16 protein-coding genes are annotated in these 20,052 nt (G+C 32.8%); 11 read left to right on the top strand and 5 right to left on the bottom strand.

The features are described from left to right. Positions 1-57: 57 nt before the first annotated feature. The 3 genes from L0669_RS17380 (at position 58) to L0669_RS17370 (ending at position 4,849) form a co-directional block, all read left to right on the top strand. Positions 58-2,457, top strand: coding sequence for a glycoside hydrolase family 31 protein (locus L0669_RS17380; RefSeq protein ID WP_263759050.1), 2,400 nt, complete (start codon positions 58-60; stop codon positions 2,455-2,457). 86 nt (positions 2,458-2,543) lie between these two features. Further along, positions 2,544-3,356, top strand: coding sequence for a M48 family metallopeptidase (locus L0669_RS17375; protein WP_263759049.1), 813 nt, complete (start codon positions 2,544-2,546; stop codon positions 3,354-3,356). Positions 3,357-3,529: 173 nt separating this feature from the next. Next, positions 3,530-4,849: an MFS transporter gene (locus L0669_RS17370; RefSeq protein ID WP_263759047.1), complete on the top strand. Its 1,320-nt coding sequence runs from the start codon at positions 3,530-3,532 to the stop codon at positions 4,847-4,849. A gap of 93 nt (positions 4,850-4,942) precedes the next feature. Here L0669_RS17370 and L0669_RS17365 read toward each other — a convergent pair whose 3' ends face one another. The 4 genes from L0669_RS17365 to L0669_RS17350 form a co-directional block, all read right to left on the bottom strand. Continuing rightward, entirely contained in the window at positions 4,943-5,674 is a 732-nt protein-coding gene (locus L0669_RS17365; RefSeq protein WP_263759046.1) for a head GIN domain-containing protein, read from the bottom strand. A 45-nt stretch (positions 5,675-5,719) separates the two neighbouring features. Then, entirely contained in the window at positions 5,720-6,778 is a 1,059-nt protein-coding gene (locus tag L0669_RS17360) for a DUF4097 family beta strand repeat-containing protein (protein ID WP_263759044.1), read from the bottom strand. Continuing rightward, a complete protein-coding gene (locus tag L0669_RS17355) occupies positions 6,762-7,298 on the bottom strand; it encodes an anti-sigma factor (protein WP_173973140.1) in 537 nt (178 codons plus the stop codon). Before L0669_RS17355 ends, L0669_RS17360 begins: the two co-directional genes overlap by 17 nt. A gap of 78 nt (positions 7,299-7,376) precedes the next feature. Further along, entirely contained in the window at positions 7,377-7,931 is a 555-nt protein-coding gene (locus L0669_RS17350) for an RNA polymerase sigma factor (protein WP_263759043.1), read from the bottom strand. A 189-nt stretch (positions 7,932-8,120) separates the two neighbouring features. Between L0669_RS17350 and L0669_RS17345 the strand changes: the two genes are divergently transcribed. The 6 genes from L0669_RS17345 to L0669_RS17320 all read left to right on the top strand — a co-directional run bounded on the left by L0669_RS17345 (position 8,121) and on the right by L0669_RS17320 (position 16,126). Next, entirely contained in the window at positions 8,121-9,122 is a 1,002-nt protein-coding gene (locus L0669_RS17345) for a DUF6252 domain-containing protein (RefSeq protein ID WP_263759042.1), read from the top strand. A gap of 247 nt (positions 9,123-9,369) precedes the next feature. After that, the gene (lon, locus tag L0669_RS17340; protein WP_263759041.1) at positions 9,370-11,823 is read left to right on the top strand and encodes an endopeptidase La; all 2,454 of its coding nucleotides are present in this window, start codon (positions 9,370-9,372) and stop codon (positions 11,821-11,823) included. 279 nt (positions 11,824-12,102) lie between these two features. Continuing rightward, positions 12,103-13,122, top strand: a complete 1,020-nt coding sequence (gene porQ, locus L0669_RS17335) for a type IX secretion system protein PorQ (protein ID WP_263759040.1) — start codon at positions 12,103-12,105, stop codon at positions 13,120-13,122. A 4-nt stretch (positions 13,123-13,126) separates the two neighbouring features. Beyond that, a complete protein-coding gene (locus L0669_RS17330) occupies positions 13,127-13,726 on the top strand; it encodes a murein L,D-transpeptidase catalytic domain-containing protein (protein ID WP_173973135.1) in 600 nt (199 codons plus the stop codon). A gap of 261 nt (positions 13,727-13,987) precedes the next feature. Further along, positions 13,988-14,680, top strand: a complete 693-nt coding sequence (gene cmk, locus L0669_RS17325; protein WP_173973134.1) for a (d)CMP kinase — start codon at positions 13,988-13,990, stop codon at positions 14,678-14,680. Positions 14,681-14,749: 69 nt separating this feature from the next. Beyond that, positions 14,750-16,126 carry a nucleoside permease gene (locus tag L0669_RS17320; protein ID WP_263759038.1) on the top strand — a complete coding sequence of 459 codons (1,377 nt, stop codon included), beginning with the start codon at positions 14,750-14,752 and terminating at the stop codon, positions 16,124-16,126. 81 nt (positions 16,127-16,207) lie between these two features. Here L0669_RS17320 and L0669_RS17315 read toward each other — a convergent pair whose 3' ends face one another. Beyond that, entirely contained in the window at positions 16,208-16,717 is a 510-nt protein-coding gene (locus L0669_RS17315; protein WP_263759037.1) for a hypothetical protein, read from the bottom strand. 124 nt (positions 16,718-16,841) lie between these two features. Here L0669_RS17315 and L0669_RS17310 point away from each other — a divergent pair, with 124 nt between their 5' ends. Both L0669_RS17310 and rpsA read left to right on the top strand, forming a co-directional pair. Then, positions 16,842-17,678 (top strand): hypothetical protein, encoded by an 837-nt coding sequence (locus L0669_RS17310; protein WP_263759035.1) that lies wholly within the window; start codon positions 16,842-16,844, stop codon positions 17,676-17,678. Positions 17,679-18,162: 484 nt separating this feature from the next. Then, positions 18,163-19,941, top strand: a complete 1,779-nt coding sequence (rpsA, locus tag L0669_RS17305) for a 30S ribosomal protein S1 (protein ID WP_056253708.1) — start codon at positions 18,163-18,165, stop codon at positions 19,939-19,941. Positions 19,942-20,052 lie beyond the last annotated feature (111 nt).

Raw genomic sequence — 20,052 nt, 5'->3', positions numbered from 1 at the left:
CTTTTTTTGTATGTTTGAAAGAGAGTTAACGTTATTATAATTAATTCATTTAGCGATATGATTACAAATACATCATTAGAATATAAAGGCGATTTATATCCGTCAAAAATTGTTTCATTTGAACATGAAGGCGATTCGATTTTTTTTAATACAGATAATAAAGTAATCTTAAAAGTCACTATTCTTAGAGACAGTTTAATTCGGTTTCGCTTTACCACAAAAGGTTATTTTAGTAATGATTTCTCGTATGCAATTGATAAAACGCAATTGCACGGTTATAATTTTTTAGAACTTACAGAAGAGGAAACTTATTTCCAGATCAGAACGAGTAAAGTAAAATGTAAAATTCAGAAAGCAGACTTACGTTTGTCTATCTATGATTTAAACGATCTCTTGATTCTTGAGGATGAACTTGGTTTTCATTGGGAAGAAAGTTATGAATATGGCGGGAATATTGTAAAAATGAGTAAATCTTCAAAAGATGGAGAATGTTTTTACGGACTTGGAGATAAAGCGACTCAAATGAACTTAAAAGGCAAAAGATTAGAAAATTTTGCTACCGATCAATATGCTTATCAAAAAGATCAGGAACCATTATATAAGGTAGTTCCGTTTTATATTGGTTTGCACAATAAACAATCTTACGGTATTTTCTTCGATAATACTTTTAGAACTTTCTTTGATTTTTGTCAGGAAAGACGAAACGTTTCAAGCTTTTGGGCAGAAGGTGGTGAAATGAATTATTATTTCATTTACGGGCCTCAAATGCAGGACGTTGTGACAACATATACGGATTTAACGGGTAAGCCTGAATTACCGCCACTTTGGGTTTTAGGATACCATCAATGTAAATGGAGTTATTATCCGGAAAGTAAAGTCAAAGAAATAACATCAAAATTCAGGGAACTAAAAATTCCGTGCGATGCCATTTATCTGGATATTGATTATATGGAAGGATTTCGATGTTTTACATGGAATAAAAACTATTTTCCAGATCCAAAACGAATGGTTGCGGAATTAGCTGAAGATGGTTTTAAAACTATTGTAATCATCGATCCGGGAATTAAAATAGACAAAGATTACTGGGTTTATCAGGAAGCTTTAGAAAAAGATTATTTCTGCAAAAGAGCCGACGGACCTTATATGAAAGGTAAAGTTTGGCCGGGAGAATGTAATTTTCCGGATTACACAAATCCCGTAGTTAGAGAATGGTGGGCGGGATTATTTAAAGAATTAATTTCAGATATTGGTGTAAAAGGTGTTTGGAATGATATGAATGAACCAGCAGTAATGGAGGTTCCGAATAAAACATTCCCAATGGATGTTCGTCACGTTTACGACGGAAATCCTTGCAGCCATAGAAAAGCACATAATATTTATGGCACACAAATGGCGCGTGCAACCTATCACGGTGTCAAAAGATTTACTTATCCTAAACGTCCGTTTGTCATTACCAGATCAGCATATTCAGGAGCACAACGTTATACATCGTCATGGACGGGAGATAACGTAGCGACTTGGGAACACTTATGGATTGCTAATATTCAGGTACAAAGAATGAGCATTTCCGGAATGGGCTTTACTGGATCTGATATTGGTGGTTTTGCAGAACAACCAACAGGCGAGCTTTACGCACGTTGGATACAATTAGGTGTTTTTCATCCGTTTTGCAGAACGCATTCTTCCGGAGATCACGGCAATCAGGAACCTTGGGCTTTTGATGAAGAAGTAATCAATATCACCCGAAAATTTGTGAGCTTGCGTTATCAGTTATTGCCTTATTTATACACCATGTTTTGGCAATATATTGAGGAAGGAATTCCGATGCTGAAACCATTGGTTTATTATGATCAGGAAGATACTCAAACGCATTACAGAAACGATGAATTCATCTTCGGAAATCAAATATTAGTATGTCCGATACTTGAACCTAATGCTGTAGGTAGACGTATGTATATTCCAAGAGGTGAGTGGTATAACTATTGGACAAATGAATTTTCAACAGGAGGAAGAGAAGTGTGGATTGACACAAAGTTTGATGAAATTCCGGTGTTTGTTAAAGCAGGGGCTATAATTCCAAAATATCCGGTTCAGCAATATGTAGGTGAACTTGAATTTGATGAATTGACACTTGATTTGTATTTTAAAAACGGAAAAGAAAAATCGGTTGTTTATGAAGATGCTCAGGATGGTTATGATTATAAAAAAGGACGTTACAGTTTCTTATCTTTTAGAACTATTGGAAAAGAAAAAGAACTAATTGTTCAGCTTCATAAAGAAGGAAAGTACGATACTCCTTATTCAAAATATAAAATTAACTTAATCGGACTTCCTTTTAAAGTAACAGAAATTGAAATTGATAATGAAAAAATAGCTTTTGATAAAATTGCTTTTGAAGAAAATCATTTCTTAATTGTTGATAAAGAGTTCAGTGAGCTTCATATTAGTGGTGAATAAGTAAATTCTGATAAAAATTTAAGTAATTATATAAAACAAAAAATAATTATAATTGTATTTTTGTGTGTGTTAAAAATTTAAATATCATGAAAAAACATTTATTATCGGGGATTATTACGGCTGTATTAGTTGTCGGCTGCGCAACTAACCCTGTTACAGGAAAGAAAAATTTAAACTTCGTTTCGAATGCAGAATTGTTTCCGTCGTCTTTTCAACAATATAGTACTTTTATAGCAGAGAATAAAGTTATAACAGGAACTGCAGATGCTAGATTGGTAGAAACTGTTGGTGGAAAAATTAAAAAAGCGGCAGAAAAATATTTAACTTATTTGGGACAAGGTCAATATTTAGCAGATTACCGTTGGGAATACAAACTGGTAGACAATAAAGAAGTGAATGCCTGGTGTATGCCCGGAGGTAAAATTGTAGTTTACTCGGGAATCTTGCCGGTAACACAAAATGAATCTGGTCTTGCTACCGTTATGGGACATGAAGTTTCTCACGCATTGGCGAATCACGGTGCACAACGAATGAGCGCTGCACAATTGCAACAAATTGGAGGAGCTGCTTTAGGTGCTGCAACTAGCGGAAAATCTGAATCGACTCAACAAATTTTTGCTCAGGCTTACGGTCTTGGATCAGAAGTAGGAGTAATGCTTCCGTTTAGCAGAAGTAATGAAACTGAAGCAGATAAAATAGGCCTGACACTTATGGCAATTGCGGGTTATAACCCAGATGATGCCATTGCATTCTGGACAAGAATGTCGGCAAAATCAGGAGGGGCATCTCAACCGGAATTTATGAGTACACACCCATCTGACGCAACAAGAATTGCGAATTTGAAGTCATTGATTCCTGAGGCAAAAGCTACCGCATTAAAAGTGGGTATCATTAGATAAAAACAAATTACTTAAAAAGATAATTAAAAGCTATTCATCGCGGTGAATGGCTTTTTTTATGAAAAATTACTACTTTAAATTGTTCATAATTTATTAATACACGATTTGTCGAATTTCTATTTGATTATGATAAAAAATAGATAAATTCGTAACCTGTTAACAAAACCATTTCTATGAAAGATTTACAAAAAGGAGATAAAAAACTATTAAACGCCTGGGCTTTTTATGATTGGGCAAATTCGGTTTACACACTTACCATCGCATCAGCAGTATTTCCTATTTTTTATGAAGCTTTATTTTCTGAACGTGATCATTATATAGATGTTTTTGGCATGCACTTAAAAAATTCGGCTTTGATTAGTTTTATTACAGCTACGGCATTTTTAGTCGTTTCTTTTATATCTCCTCTATTATCGGGAATTGCGGATTATGTAGGAAACAAAAAAGCATTCATGAAGTTTTTCTGTTATTTGGGAGCTTTATCGTGTATGGGTTTATACTGGTTTGATCTTGATAATATTTATGTAGGTTTATTATTTTATTTTCTTGGTTTATTAGGATATTGGGGAAGTTTGGTTTTCTACAACTCCTATTTACCGGATATTGCATTTGAAGAACAACAAGACAGAATTAGTGCCAAAGGATATTCTTTAGGTTATATTGGAAGTGTAATCTTATTGATTATCAATCTGGCGATGATTATGAAACCAAAACTTTTTGGAATCACGGGAACAGATGGAGAAGCTGCAATGAAAGCAATGCGATATTCATTTGTAATGGTGGGAGTTTGGTGGATTTTATTTAGCCAGTATACCTATTATTATTTACCAAAAGGAAGAAAAGAAAGGGGTGAGAAATTAACAAAATCTGTTGTTTTTAATGGTTTTAAAGAACTTAAGAAGGTTTGGTTATTATTAAAAGAAAATATTCCGTTAAAAAGATATTTAGGCGGATTTTTTGTCTCAAGTATGGCAGTGCAAACAGTTATGCTTGTAGCAACATATTTTGGAGCTCAGGAAATTCAATGGACAACAAAAGAAGAAGGAACTATTGGATTAATTATTTGCATTTTAATAATACAATTGGTAGCTGTTGTTGGGGCTGTTTTAACCTCAAGAGCTTCTGCGAAATTCGGAAATATTCCCACTTTAATAGTTATTAATATCATTTGGGCAGTGTTTTGCGCTCTCGCTTTCTTTATAACTTTACCAATGCATTTTTATGTAATGGCGACTGTTGCAGGATTTGTAATGGGTGGAATTCAGGCTTTGTCACGTTCAACCTATTCAAAATTATTACCGGAAACAGAAGATACAGCTTCATTTTTTAGTTTTTATGATGTAGCAGAAAAAATAGGAATTGTAATCGGGATGTGTGTTTACGGTATTATCGATCAGATCACCGGAAGTCCTCGTGCAGCAATCGTAATTTTAGGAGTTTTCTTTGTAATAGCTATTTTCCTATTGAGAAGAATACCAAAAAAGGCACTTTAAATTAATAAAGTGCCTTTCGGGGGATTTTTAATTTGTCCTAAAACAGAACAAATTGATTTGATTGATGATCGTATTTTCTCTAAGTTGTTTTAGTTACGCTTTTGATATACTTCCTGAACCCGAAACTTTTACATCTCTTTTTTCAGGATTTCCAGTGTATTTAATATCGCCAGAACCTGCAATTCTTGCTGTTAAGCTTTCTGCGCAGTTAACACGACTGTTGCCAGATCCTGAAACATTTGCATCAACATTTTTTGCTTTTAAATTTGAAGCTTCGATATTTCCTGATCCTGCAAGTTTGGTAGTTAAACTATCTGAGCTCCCTTTTAAACGTATATTTCCCGAACCACTTAAATTCAATTCTAAATCATTTGAATTTACGTCTAGATCAAAGTTTCCTGAACCTGCAAGTTTTGCTACGAACTTATCCGTTTTAATTGCATTTTTAGACTGAACATTTCCTGAACCTGACAAACTTACTTCTGATATTTTTTCGAAAGGAACTGTAACTTCAATTTTTTTACCCAAACTAGGTCTGATATTGCTGCCTCTTTCAACATAAATCTTTAGTACATTGTTTTCAACTTCAACTTTTATAGCCGCTACTAGGTTTTCTTCTCCTTTAATAATTATTTTGCCTTCTTTTCCGGCTACCAAATCTACGTTAAATGATCCGGCAACTTTTACAGCGTCGTAATCTGCTGTAGTTCTGGTTTCAGAAATAACATTTCCGTTTCCTTTAATTTTATTATTAGACCACTGTGCATTTGCAATAGAACTTATTAATAATGCACTAAAAACGAATATTTTAAAAGTGTTTTTCATTGTTTTGATTGTTAAATTGTTGTTTTTGATTGATTTATGATTTTGTTATCTTTTAGTTAGAATTACATTTCCGTAACTAGAGTTAATGATGACTTTATTTTGGCCTTTTTTCTTATTATAACCACTTATTCTTTTTGTGTTGCTTTTAATCTCGCTCACTAAAACTTCTAATGAGCTATCATTTTTGATACTTCCGTATCTTGTATTAATATCAAAGTCAAAAGAATAATTTGCGTCATAACCTAGGGAAATATTGGTGTATCCGGTATTGATATTAACGTTCTTTGATTTTTCACTCATTGATTCTACGTTTATTTTAGAGTAGGTAGCATCAACACTTAGGCTATTTAATATTTCTGCGACAGATATTGTTACATAATTACTGCTGCTAATAAGTGAATTTATTTTTTGAAATTTAAAACTGCCGTAATTGCCCTTGCATTTAATGTTCTGACCTTCCAGTAGTGATACATCTGTATAATTTGCATCTAAATTCAAGTTTCCTGACTCATTTATTTTTATTCCGGAATAACGTGCTTCAATGTTTCCATTTTTAATGTAGTCAATACTTGAGTTCTGACTGTATCCAATTTCTATTCTATTACTGTCACCATTAAGTTTGCCCAATATAATCTTGCCATATTTACACGCAATATCAGTAGTAGACTCTAACGTCAGAGTAGTAATATTTCCGTATTTATTATTCAGTTTTACGGTTCCGTTTTTTGGAATTTTTATCACATAGTTAATTTCAAAACTATTGCTGCTTCCTCGACTTTTTAGCGAAGAATTCCCAATATTGGTAATGGCTGTAACCATAGATTTAAGCGCATTAATATCAACGTCAATACTATTTAATCTTTCGTTAACCCAATTTTCGTTTCCGCCGGAAACTTTAATGGTAATATCCAGATCAATTTTATTTTCGTCCCAGGTACTTACCGTGATATTGCCATATTTATTTTCAATATCAATTCCGGCATTCGAATTTACGATAAAGGTTTTTTTAATGTTTTTTTCTTTAGAAATAAAAGTATCATCATTTGAAAAACCTAAAAAAGGAATCAAAATGAATAAAATAAGTATGTTATAGTGTTTTTTCATCAGTTGTGTTTTTAAATTTTTCGTTTTCTTCAATTCTCTGTAAAACCGTTTGCAAAAATGAGATTCGGGTTTGCAGGTTGCTGATCATGGCGTAAATAATTTGTTTGTTTTCGCCATTTTTTTGAACTTCCTTTAGGATTTTGGTGTAATCAGCATCAAAAACTTTCATTTGCTTCAAAGCGTCATTAATAATTTGCTCATTTTCAGGCGAACTTTTCTCTTTTAATTTAACTAACTCATTGTCAATTAAAATACTAAAAATAGAATCGGTTCGTTTTGTTTCTTTAGAAGCAAATTTAAATTCTTTAGGCTTTTCGTTATTGTTATAGAATAAAGACACACCTAGCAATACCACAATAGATGCAGCGATTGCCCAAACAGCGTAATTCTTTTTCTTGGGTTGTTTTTTATTGAGTTTGTTTAAGAAATCAACCTGATGATCAGCATTCATCCTTTTTACATCCCACTGATTCTCAAATTTTTCAAATAATTGATCTAAATCGTCATTTTCCTTTTTCATATATCTAATATTTATTATTTAGTGGTGAGTATGTTATCACCTTACTGATCTGTGCGCACAAATTTGTTGTTAGTGATTTCATATCTCCTCTAATTTTTTTCGTAAACTCTCTTTTGCTCTGCTTAACGTCGTTCGGCAGTTGGCATAACTAATATTTAAAATTTCGCTAATCTCTTCCTGATCATAACCTTCAATATAAAAAAGGGTTAAAACCATACGGTAGTTATCTTTTAAGCTTAAAATTGTATCTAAAACCTGTTTCACTTTAAGTGAATTCAAATCTATATTTTCAGAAAAAAAACTTTCGCCATCTTCTGTTTTATACAATGTCTTGCTCAAATCTTCGACCTGAAAAGCATTATTCTTTTTATAAAAATCAATACTATAATTGACAATTATTTTCTTTAACCATGCTCCAAAAGCTACTTCTTGTTTATAGTCGTTTATTTTTGTAAAAGCCTTAAGGAAACCTTCTTGCATGACGTCTTGTGCAAAATGTTCATCTTTTACGATACGGTAGGCCACATTATACATGGCTTTACTGTAACGATTGTAAACTTCGAATTGTGCTTTTTGATTGTTTTCTTTACAAAGCGCGATTAATTCTTCGATATTTTGGTTAGTTATACTCAAGTAATGATTGCTAGTTTTTTATAAGGACGGTGCTTTTTTTTGTTTGTTACACTTTTGCTAAAAATAATTTTATTTTTTTTGATAATAGCCACAATAATCGGGTGTATCAAAAAAATATAGATTGAAATAATATTCTATGTAAGATTTTTATTTTATAAAATATATATTTGTACTCAAAAATAAACAAGTATGAAAAAAATCAATATTTTATTTCTTTTGCTTTCGGCAGTAGCGATATCATTTAGTTCATGTACCAAAGATTTTGAGGACGGACTCAACTATAATGGGTTTAATAATGGTAATGAAGGAAGTGGCGGAGTAGAACAAGGAGGTGTTTTTAAAGCTACAGTTGGAGGCCAATCTTTTGTAGCGAATAGTTCGAGTGCCATTGTAACAGAAAATTTTGTACTAATAGCAGGAATTAGAACATCTAATAAAGATTTAATTCAAATCACTTTACCAAGTAACAAAGTAGGAACGTACAATTGGGCAAATAGTAAAGATCAAGGCGATAAATTCGTACTGTCTTATGGTTCAGTAGATACTGAAAATCCGTTTATAAGTGCATCAAACGAAGTTGCAGAATTTTTTGGAGTAAAAAATTATACAGATACTGCCATTGTAACCATTACAGCAGTAGATAAAACTAAAAAAACAATTTCAGGAACATTTCAATTTACAGGTTTCAGAGATATAGGTGATGATAAAACTGAAACAAAGGTAATTACAAATGGTTCTTTTACAAATATACCTTATACAGAAAATGCTCCTGTAGTAGAATCTGATGGTTTTTTAAAAGCAAAAATTGACGGAGCTGACTTTGTTCAGGACAATATTGATGTTGCTGCTGTAAGTTCAAGTGGTACTTATCCATATTACAGTATAGTAGGAGTAAAGAACGGAGAAAAAGATAATAGTATACTTATAGGAGTTAGCCAATCGTATGCTGTCGGGACTTACCAGGCTTCTAGCGCTATATTAAATGGCGGAGGAGACGGCCCTGTAAATGTCGCTAATGCATCTTGTATATTAGATGATCTTATATATACTACCGAATCAGGTTCGCTAACGATTACTTCAAAAACAGCAACTAAAATAGAAGGTACTTTTAATTTCGTTGTTAGTAATTTTACTACTGGAAAGAAAAAAACAATTTCAGGCTCTTTCGGTATAAATACAGAAGATTTGTAATAATAAAAATAGTAAAGACATTAAATCCACCTTTGGGTGGATTTTTTTTTGGTAATGCAATTTGATTTTACTAGATTGGCTCATCAAATCGATAATCTATTGCCCATTTTGGCATAGTGATTGTCTATTTTAACAATCTATCTTGTAAATGAAGCGCTTAGTATGTTTTTATTACAAACTAATTGATCTAAGAGTGTAATTGCGGATAGAATTAAACTTTTAATGACAAAACGACTTATATATTATTATGTCAAATCATAAAATACTCACTATTGACAATCTGTCACTTCAAGAATTTGATTCAGAAGCAGAATTGATTCCATTATTAACTCCGGAAGACGAAGAGGAAATGAACAATGAAGAGCTTCCGCTTTCGTTGCCAATTTTGCCTTTACGTAATACTGTTTTATTTCCGGGAGTGGTTATTCCAATTTCTGCAGGAAGAGACAAATCGATTAAATTAATAAACGATGCTAATGCCGGCGGAAAAATCATTGGAGTAGTTTCTCAAATTAATGAAGAAGACGAAGATCCATCGAAAGATGATATTCATAAAATAGGAACCGTTGCAAGAATTTTGCGCGTTTTAAAGATGCCTGACGGAAACGTTACGGTTATTTTGCAAGGAAAGAAACGTTTTGAGATTGATGAAGTTACTTCAGAAGATCCGTACATTACTGCAACAATAAAAGAAGTTTCGGAAGAACGTCCGGAAGAAAACGATACTGAATTTACGGCGATTTTAGATTCTGTTAAAGAATTGGCTATCCAGATTATAAAAGAAAGTCCAAACATTCCTTCAGAAGCTACTTTTGCGATTAAAAACATTGAAAGCCAATCGTTTTTAATCAATTTCGTTTCTTCGAATATGAATCTTTCTGTAAAAGAAAAACAAGGTTTATTATCGATAAACGGATTAAAAGAAAGAGCGCTTGAAACCTTACGTTATATGAACGTAGAGTTGCAAAAATTAGAACTAAAAAATGACATTCAGTCAAAAGTTCGTTTTGATTTAGATCAGCAACAACGTGAATATTTTCTTCATCAGCAAATGAAAACCATTCAGGAAGAATTGGGTGGTGTTTCGCAGGAAGAAGAAATGGACGAAATGGGATTGAAAGCGAAAACCAAAAAATGGGACGAAAAAACGCAGAAACATTTCGAAAAAGAATTGTCTAAAATGCGTAGAATGAACCCACAATCTCCTGATTTTGGAATTCAGCGTAACTATTTAGAGTTATTTTTAGAATTGCCTTGGGGTGAATATTCTAAAGATAAATTCGACTTAAAACACGCTCAGAAAATATTAGATAAAGATCATTTTGGACTTGAAGAAGTTAAGAAAAGAATGATCGAGCATTTGGCGGTATTAAAACTTCGTAACGATATGAAGTCTCCAATTATATGTTTAACAGGACCTCCGGGAGTTGGTAAAACATCTATTGGACGCTCTGTTGCAGAAGCTTTAGGACGTGAATATGTGCGTATTTCATTAGGTGGTTTACGTGATGAAGCGGAGATTCGCGGACACAGAAAGACTTATATTGGTGCAATGCCAGGAAGAATTATTCAGAGTTTAAAGAAAGCCGGAACATCAAATCCTGTCTTTATTTTAGATGAAATCGATAAATTGTCAAGCGGAAATAGCGGAGATCCATCTTCAGCTTTATTAGAAGTTTTAGATCCGGAGCAAAACAATGCTTTCTATGACAATTTCCTTGAAATGGGTTACGACTTATCGAAAGTAATGTTTATTGCGACTTCAAACAATATGGCAAGTATTCAGCCAGCGTTGCGTGACAGAATGGAAGTAATCAAAATGTCAGGTTATACAATTGAAGAAAAAGTAGAAATTGCAAAAAGACACCTTTTTCCTAAACAATTAGAAGCACACGGTTTAACGGCTAAGGATTTAACAATTGGTAAAAAACAATTAGAAAAAATCGTTGAAGGATATACACGTGAATCGGGTGTTCGTAACTTAGAAACTAAAATTGCTCAGGTCATTCGTAATGCTGCAAAATCTGTAGCGATGGAAGAGGAGTACAATAAAAAAGTGACTGACGAGGATATCATTAAAGTTTTGGGCGTGCCAAGATTAGAACGTGATAAATACGAAAATAATGATATCGCAGGAGTTGTGACAGGTTTAGCCTGGACAAGTGTTGGTGGAGATATTTTATTTATTGAGTCCTTAATTTCCGAAGGTAAAGGTTCATTGACCATTACAGGAAATTTAGGTACAGTAATGAAAGAGTCTGCTACAATTGCGTTAGAATACATTAAAGCAAACGCGAAGAAATTAGGTTTAGATGTTTCTTTATTTCAAAAATATAACATTCACTTACACGTTCCGGAAGGAGCAACGCCTAAAGATGGTCCAAGTGCCGGTATAGCGATGTTAACTTCTTTGGTTTCTTTACTGACTCAAAAGAAAGTTAAGAAAAGCTTAGCTATGACAGGTGAAATTACACTTCGCGGAAAAGTTTTACCAGTAGGCGGAATTAAAGAAAAAATCTTAGCAGCAAAAAGAGCTAATATTAAAGAGATCATTTTATGTCACGAAAACAAAAGTGATATTGATGAAATAAAATCAGAATATTTAGAAGGTCTGACTTTTCACTATGTAAAAGAAATGAGCGAAGTTCTGGCTTTAGCTTTGACAGATCAAAACGTTAAGAACGCAAAGACTTTAAAATAAAATTTTAAAAGTTAAATTCCAATATTTTTTAAATTCCAAATTCCAATCTGATAAGTCAGTTTTGGGGTTTGGAATTTTTTATTTAATTGGTATTTGGAATTTTAATATTGAAATTTTCCCGTAGAGTATTGGTATTTGGAATTTTAAAAAGATTGAAATTGCCCTTAAATTTGGAGCTTAGATTTTTTTTATTGTAATTTAAATTTATTTATTTTTTATCAGTTATATAATTTTATCTTCGCAGTTGCGTTATTCCCATATAGGATTCGCCCCAAAAGCATGTTGAAACGATTCGTTTTACTTTTATTTATGTTAATTTGTTCCGTTTCTTTCGGGCAAATAGGAGGGCGTTACACTTATCAGTTTCTTAATTTAACGACGTCACCAAGGCAGGCAGCGTTAGGAGGAAAAAATATAACGATTTATGATGAAGATGTCAATCAGGCGATGTCTAATCCAGCAGCTTTAAACGAAGATATGGACAATCACCTTGCAATGAATTATGGTAATTATTACGGAGAAGCTTCTTACGGAACAGCTTCATACGCCTATACTTACGATAGACACGTGCAAACCTTCTATGCCGGAATAAGTTATGTAAACTACGGCTCGTTTGATGGTTATGACGAAAATGGTCAGGCTACATCAGATTTTACTGGGAGCGAAGGCGCATTATCCTTAGGATATGCTTATAATATTCCTTTCACAGATATTCATGTTGGAGCAAATGCTAAGCTAATAACTTCAACTCTAGAAACTTATAATTCTATTGGTGGAGCAATTGATGTGGGAATTATGTATGAAATTCAAAAAAATAATGTAAATTTGGCCCTAGTATTTCGAAATATAGGAACACAGTTTACCACTTATTCCGGAATACGCGAAAATATACCGTTTGAAATCATTGCCGGTGTTTCGCAAGAATTAGAACACGTACCCATTCGTTGGCATCTTACTTTAGACAATTTGCAACAATGGAATGTTTCTTTTTCGAATCCCGTTCGCGGCGAAACCAACATTGACGGATCAACAAGTAATGAAAAAGTTTCGTTTTTTAATAATGCCCTGAGGCATGTTATTGCAGGGGTAGAGCTTTTTCCTCAAAGAGTATTTAATTTTCGTTTAGGTTACAATTTTAGAAGAGGTGAAGAATTAAGAATTGATGAACAGCGTAATTTTTCAGGAATTTCATTAGGGTTTGGTTTAAAAATGAATAAGTTAAAATTTAATTATTCATATTCAAGATATACATTGGCAGCTAATACAAGTCTTTTTGGTCTAATTTTAAATTTTCAATAGTTATATGAAAATATTCAGTTTGTTTTTGTTCATGACTGTGGGGTTTTTTACGGGTACAAAACACTACTATAAAAAAGAAGTTATGTCTACTCTTGAAGTAGAAAGAATGAATACCAGAATTAGCGAGATAAAAAATATGATTAGTATTGATCCTAAATACAATACTAAAATCGCTTTTTTTGTTGATATGAGAATACCATCAGGTAAAAATCGTTTTTTTGTTTACGACCTTGTAAACAATAAAATTTTAGATCAGGGATTGGTAGCTCATGGTTCGGGATCTGAAACCGGAGTAAAGGGAAGCTTAAGATTTAGCAATACACCAAATTCAAACTGCACTGCATTGGGCAGATATGTTATAGAAAGCTGTTACAAAGGCGGATTTGGAAAATCTTATAAATTAAACGGTCTGGACGAAACAAATAATAATGCTTTAAAAAGAGCTATCGTTTTGCATTATTACTCTGCAGTTCCTTATGAAGAGCAGGACTATTATATTAGCAATAGTCATGGATGTCCAATGGTAAACGAACAATTTTTTAAAAGAATCGAAAAAATAATCGACAGTTCAAAGTCTAAGATTATTCTTGATGTTTACTATTAATTGTGACTCAATAACAAAAAAATAAATAAACTTTACGTTGAATAATACTATTATCAGTAAATATTTTTTTTACTGATAATTTTTTTTGCGTTCATTTTAAAATCTTCCTTTAATAAAAGTTAATTAAATCCTGTATTTTATTTTTACTTCTGTTCAATACTGTTTTATATTCGCAGAATGATTTAGAAAGTACAATGAAGATACGGCTGAAAAGGATTGAATTTGTATGGCAAAAGCATAATGAATTAAATTAAAACAAAAATGAAAAAAATTACCATTGCTATTGATGGATTCTCATCAACAGGAAAAAGCACTTTAGCAAAACAACTAGCAAAAGAGCTTGAATATGTTTATGTAGATACCGGAGCGATGTATCGTGCCGTTGCTTATTTCGCAATGCAAAATCAGTTTATAGGAAGTGACTTTTTTGATAAAAATGCCTTAAAAGAAGCATTACCTAAAATTCTGTTAGAATTTAAGTTTAATACAGATTTAGGTTTTGGAGAAATGTATCTGAACGGTGAAAATGTAGAAAAACAAATCAGAACTATCGAGGTTTCAAATTTTGTAAGTAAAGTAGCAGAAGTTTCTGAAGTGCGTTCTAAATTGGTAGAACAACAACAGGAAATGGGAAAAAATGCTGCTATTGTGATGGACGGAAGAGATATAGGAACAGTAGTTTTTCCGAACGCCGAACTTAAAATTTTCATGACAGCAAGCGCCGAAACCCGTGCGCAAAGACGTTTTGATGAATTACAGCAAAAAGGGGATAATGTATCGTATGAAGATGTTTTAAAAAATGTAGTAGAGAGAGATCATATCGATACACATCGCGAAGATTCTCCTTTAGTGATTGCCGATGATGCGATAGAAATAGATAATTCTTACTTAAGCAGGGAAGAGCAGTTCTCCGCTGTTTTAGAATTGGTAAATGATGTTGTAAAAACGAATTAAATTTTGTAGATTATTTATTTTAATGGTAGTTTTACCGCTTCATTTATATTTTAAAGACAATTTCATCATATGGGAATTAAAAACAGGTTGATTATAATGAGCTTTCTTCAATTTTTTGTTTGGGGAGCCTGGCTTATAACAATTGGAAATTATTGGTTTGGAACAAAAAATTGGGAAGGAACCCAGTTTGGTCTCGTTTTCGGAACCATGGGAATTGCATCTTTATTCATGCCTACTCTTACCGGAATTATTGCTGACAGATGGGTAAATGCCGAAAAATTATATGGTTTTCTTCATATAATTTATGCTTTAGTTTTATTTGGTATCGCACAAGTAACTACACCGGATAATTTTATTTATGTAATGTTTGCTGCAATGTGTTGCTATATGCCTACAATTGCTTTAAGCAATTCGATATCCTACACTTCGCTAAAATTAAATAATAAAAACATTGTAAAAGATTTTCCACCTATTCGTGTGTGGGGAACTATCGGTTTTATTGCCGCAATGTGGATTACTAATTTAAGTGGAAGTAAAGCAACGGAATATCAGTTTTATATTGCGGGAGTTGGAGCTTTAGTTCTTGGAATTTATGCTTTTACATTACCAAAATGTAAACCACAGCGTTTAACTAAAGAAGACGCTACAATAACAGAAACTTTAGGTTTAGAAGCTTTTAAGTTGTTTGGAAATTATAAAATGGCATTGTTCTTTGTGTTTTCTATGTTTTTAGGAGGAGCTTTGCAGTTAACAAATGCTTACGGAGATGTATTTTTAGATGAATTTAAACATTTTCCTAAATATGCAGATTCATTCGTAATTCAATATTCGACTATTATTATGTCGATTTCTCAGGTATCAGAAACGTTATTCATTTTAGCGATTCCGTTTTTCTTAAGACGTTTTGGAATCAAACAAGTAATGTTAATCAGTATGCTGGCTTGGGTATTGCGTTTTGGTTTGTTTGCTTTTGGAGATCCTGTAGGAGGTTTATGGATGATCATTTTATCTTGTATTGTATACGGAATGGCATTTGATTTCTTTAATATCTCAGGTTCTTTATTCGTAGAAAGCAATACCGATTCTAAAATACGTTCATCAGCTCAGGGTTTATTCATGATGATGACTAATGGAGTAGGAGCAGTTTTAGGAAGTTTAACTTCAGGTTGGGCAATTGATCGTTTCTTTACAAAAACGTTCAGCAATACAACTGAATTGGCAGGATTTTTACAAACAGATACTACTAATTCTAAAATGTTAGATTTTGTAAAAAGTCAGGGAAATTCAGTTTCTACAGACGGAATTTTTGCAAATCCGATTTTAATGAAAGACTGGCATACGATCTGGTTGTCATTTGCAGCTTATGCATTGGTTATTGCAATTGCTTTTGCGATTTTATTTAAACACAAACACGATCCTAAAGAAATAGAGAATTTAAGTCATTAAGATCTCTATAATTATATATAAAATCCCGTTTTCGATGTATTGAAAACGGGATTTTCTTTTTTAATGATGAATGTGGAAAATTTATTTTAGAGAAGCAATCAAATCTTCTACTTGTTTTTTTTGTTGGGCGTATTTTTGCTGAAGTTCAGAGCCTTCTCCCATTCGGTTGTAGTATTCAAGACCTTTATTAGCGAAGAATTTTTTGTGAAAGTTGGATATTTCGGGAATTTGCGGAAACTGAACATGAAAGTTTATTTCGTAATAAGCCTGCCATTCTCGTTCATTTTTATCTAAAACATAAGGTTTTATTGTTTTCTGATTGACGTGAACCAATTCGTGAGCGATTAAAACAAGCATTAATTCTAGCGGAAATTCGAAAGTGTTTTCAGGAATACGAATGATTTGAGGTTCGCCAAAATCACCTTCAGTTGTCATGAGGATAAAATCGGGTTTAGCAATTTCTCTAAACTCAAATCCTTTTAATTTAGCATTTTTGAGATTGTACTTTTTTAATAACCAATAAATAGCATTGATAACTTGTCCGTTTTTATGGAAAGTGTTTATTTTTAGTTTTATTTCATCAAGTGTCATGGTCGTAAGATTATAATAAGGGATTAAAGTTCTATATAAATTTACATTTATATTTTAAATTGATATTTTTTATAGGTTTTTATTTACAATTTAAAGGTTGTACATTTGCCTGTAAAATTGCAATATGCTATCTCAATACAAGAATTCTCTTCCTCCGTTTCGTAATGTTCGTTCGGTTTCTAATACATTTTGGGACTTTACTACTGGTGTTTTTGTTCTGGCGCTTGCATTAGCAGGGGCTTGTCTTATCGCTTACTTGATAGTGGAATTATTTACAGAACCTTTAATGTCCGGAAAAGAGATTTTAGGTATAATTATTTTGGTGCTATCCATTGCCGGCGCAATAGGCTTTTTTATATATAAGGTAGTCTACGAAAGAGGGAAACGATATACCACTACTATAATAGATGAAAAAGGAGTTCATTATTTTAACAGATTCAATAATACGATTGTTAATGAGTTGCTGTGGAGTCAATTTACAGAAAGGCCTTTAGGGAAACAAAAAGGAATTTATATTGCAAAATTTGATATTGATTGTTTGAGCTATAATTCAAGAGGAGTAAGGTCAGAAGGAGGTAGTATAACGAAACTTTTTTGGAGGATTAAAGTAAATGAAAAGGAAATTATCCATAGCGAATATTTTACTTCGAGTCATCTTTTTGGTGGTATTTATACTAATAGAGGAGAGTTGATTCGAGCATTTTTATTGGGTTTAGCGCATTACAGGCCTGATCTCACCATAAATCCCTGGATCTTTATTGCAAACTCAATCAATAATAAGGATTATACTTTTTATCCTAAGTCAGTATTTTTTGACGTGCTTTTAGTACTGTTTTATGTATTGTTGGTGTTGTTTATTACGTTTTTGTTATACGAAAGTTCAACTCCGTTAGAACAAGAAAATGTGCGGAGAATGATTCATGATTTATTTGTAAAACTTAAAAGTTTAATAGGTTTTTAAAGATTATAAGTGTTGGAAATCTAAGGTTAAACCCGACAGGTTTTTAAAACCTGTCGGGTTTGTTCTGATTACGGATCAAATCTTTGTCAAAGTTTGAAACTTTGACAAAGATAGCTGAGCATCGTAAACTTTAGCAGCAAAGGGCTTCGACTTCGCTCAGCCTGACAAGTAGGGTTGTTGAAAACGGTAAAACTTCTAATCTAGCCCCGATAGAGTGGTTATCCTTTTATGGCGGTGTTCGCCATAAAAGATAGGAGCGAAAGCGGGACATTACGCACTGAAAACCCTTAAATTTGCTGCTCCTGATCAATAAGCTGATTATCATATAGAATTGTTTTGCTATTACAAATAAATGTAGTAATTTTGCAAACCTTTTGGCAGAGAAGAGTTTCCATTAGGTATCAACTATTTATGTAAAACAACTTCTGTTTTTTCTATCGCTTTATGAAACTCGAGAAAAGCAGAATACAAATTTTTTATCAGCATGTCTGAACAATTAAAATCACAAGAAGAGTTTTTAGCAAATTTTAACTGGCATAACTTCGAAGAAGGTATCGATGCAGTAGATGAGAAAAACTTACAAGAATTCGAAGACTTAGTATCAAAAACTTTCATCGCTACAGATCAAGAAGAAGTAGTTGAAGGTGTAGTTGTTAGAATTACAGATAGAGACGTTATCGTTGATATCAATGCAAAATCGGAAGGTGTTATTTCTTTAAACGAATTCCGTTACAACCCAAACTTAAAAGTTGGTGACAAAGTAGAAGTATTAATCGACATCCGTGAGGACAAAACAGGTCAATTAGTATTATCTCACAGAAAAGCACGTACTATTAAATCATGGGATAGAGTTATTTCTGCAAACGAAACTGGAGAAATCGTTAATGGTTTTGTAAAATGCAGAACTAAAGGCGGTATGATCGTTGACGTTTTCGGAATTGAAGCTTTCTTACCAGGATCTCAAATTGACGTTAAGCCAATTAGAGACTACGATGTATACGTAAACAAAATGATGGAATTCAAAGTGGTAAAAATTAACCACGAATTCAAAAACGTTGTTGTATCTCACAAAGCTCTTATCGAGGCTGATATTGAAGTACAGAAAAAAGAAATCATCGGTCAATTACAAAAAGGACAAGTATTAGAAGGTGTTGTTAAAAACATTACTTCTTATGGTGTGTTTATTGACTTAGGTGGTGTTGACGGATTAATTCACATTACTGACCTTTCTTGGAGTAGAATCAACCACCCAAGTGAAGTTCTTGAATTAGACCAAAAATTAAACGTTGTAATCCTTGATTTCGATGATGAGAAAACAAGAATTCAATTAGGATTGAAACAATTAAACGCTCACCCATGGGATGCTTTAGATGCTAATTTAACTATTGGTGATAAAGTAAAAGGTAAAGTAGTTGTAATCGCTGATTACGGTGCATTTATCGAAGTTGCAGAAGGTGTTGAAGGTTTAATCCACGTTTCTGAAATGTCATGGTCAACTCACTTACGTTCTGCACAAGATTTCGTAAAAGTTGGAGATGTTGTTGAAGCTGTTATCTTAACTTTAGATAGAGACGATCGTAAGATGTCATTAGGTATCAAACAATTGACTCAAGATCCATGGACTGATATTACTTCTAAATACCCAGTAGGTTCTAAACATACAGGTATCGTTAGAAACTTTACAAACTTTGGTATTTTCGTAGAATTAGAAGAAGGAATTGATGGATTAATCTATATTTCTGACCTTTCTTGGACTAAGAAAATCAAACACCCATCTGAATTTGTAAATGTTGGTGAAAAACTTGATGTAGTTGTATTAGAATTAGATGTTGAAGGACGTAAATTATCTTTAGGTCACAAACAAACTACTGCTAATCCTTGGGATCAATACGAAGATTCTTTCGCTGTAGGAACTATCCACAATGGTGAGATTTCTGAAATAGTTGACAAAGGAGCTACTGTAGAATTCGGAGATGATATCGTTGCTTTCATTCCTACTCGTCACCTTGAAAAAGAAGACGGAAAGAAATTGAAAAAAGGTGATACTGCTGATTTCAAAGTAATCGAATTCAACAAAGAATTCAAAAGAGTAGTTGCTTCTCACACCGCTATCTTCCGTGAAGAAGAAGAGAAAAACGTGAAAGCTGCAACTGAAAATACTTCATCTAACTCTTCTACAAATGCACCAGCTGCAACTTTAGGAGATAACAATGATGTATTAGCTGCATTAAAAGCTAAAATGGAAAAAACTGAGAAAAAATAATTCTTAGTTTCCTCTAAATAGAAAGTCCCACAGCAATGTGGGACTTTTTTTTGCTTTATAGTTTTGATTTTAAGATATTTTAACAAATAAAGTTGTGTTATAATCATAAAA

This window comes from Flavobacterium bizetiae, assembly GCF_024271895.1.
In the GTDB taxonomy this organism is placed as follows: Bacteria; Bacteroidota; Bacteroidia; order Flavobacteriales; family Flavobacteriaceae; genus Flavobacterium; species Flavobacterium bizetiae.
Note: the sequence above shows the minus strand (reverse complement) of the source record. Positions and strands in the feature narration are given on the sequence as shown.

Excerpts from the sequence above, each read along its gene's own strand:
- L0669_RS17380 (WP_263759050.1), top strand. The coding sequence starts at position 58 with ATGATTACAAATACATCATTAGAATATAAAGGCGATTTATATCCGTCA.
- L0669_RS17310 (WP_263759035.1), top strand. The coding sequence starts at position 16,842 with ATGCTATCTCAATACAAGAATTCTCTTCCTCCGTTTCGTAATGTTCGT.
- L0669_RS17375 (WP_263759049.1), top strand. The coding sequence starts at position 2,544 with ATGAAAAAACATTTATTATCGGGGATTATTACGGCTGTATTAGTTGTC.
- lon (WP_263759041.1), top strand. The coding sequence starts at position 9,370 with ATGTCAAATCATAAAATACTCACTATTGACAATCTGTCACTTCAAGAA.
- L0669_RS17370 (WP_263759047.1), top strand. The coding sequence starts at position 3,530 with ATGAAAGATTTACAAAAAGGAGATAAAAAACTATTAAACGCCTGGGCT.
- L0669_RS17360 (WP_263759044.1), bottom strand. The coding sequence starts at position 6,778 with ATGAAAAAACACTATAACATACTTATTTTATTCATTTTGATTCCTTTT.
- cmk (WP_173973134.1), top strand. The coding sequence starts at position 13,988 with ATGAAAAAAATTACCATTGCTATTGATGGATTCTCATCAACAGGAAAA.
- L0669_RS17345 (WP_263759042.1), top strand. The coding sequence starts at position 8,121 with ATGAAAAAAATCAATATTTTATTTCTTTTGCTTTCGGCAGTAGCGATA.
- rpsA (WP_056253708.1), top strand. The coding sequence starts at position 18,163 with ATGTCTGAACAATTAAAATCACAAGAAGAGTTTTTAGCAAATTTTAAC.
- L0669_RS17330 (WP_173973135.1), top strand. The coding sequence starts at position 13,127 with ATGAAAATATTCAGTTTGTTTTTGTTCATGACTGTGGGGTTTTTTACG.
- porQ (WP_263759040.1), top strand. The coding sequence starts at position 12,103 with ATGTTGAAACGATTCGTTTTACTTTTATTTATGTTAATTTGTTCCGTT.
- L0669_RS17320 (WP_263759038.1), top strand. The coding sequence starts at position 14,750 with ATGGGAATTAAAAACAGGTTGATTATAATGAGCTTTCTTCAATTTTTT.
- L0669_RS17355 (WP_173973140.1), bottom strand. The coding sequence starts at position 7,298 with ATGAAAAAGGAAAATGACGATTTAGATCAATTATTTGAAAAATTTGAG.
- L0669_RS17315 (WP_263759037.1), bottom strand. The coding sequence starts at position 16,717 with ATGACACTTGATGAAATAAAACTAAAAATAAACACTTTCCATAAAAAC.
- L0669_RS17365 (WP_263759046.1), bottom strand. The coding sequence starts at position 5,674 with ATGAAAAACACTTTTAAAATATTCGTTTTTAGTGCATTATTAATAAGT.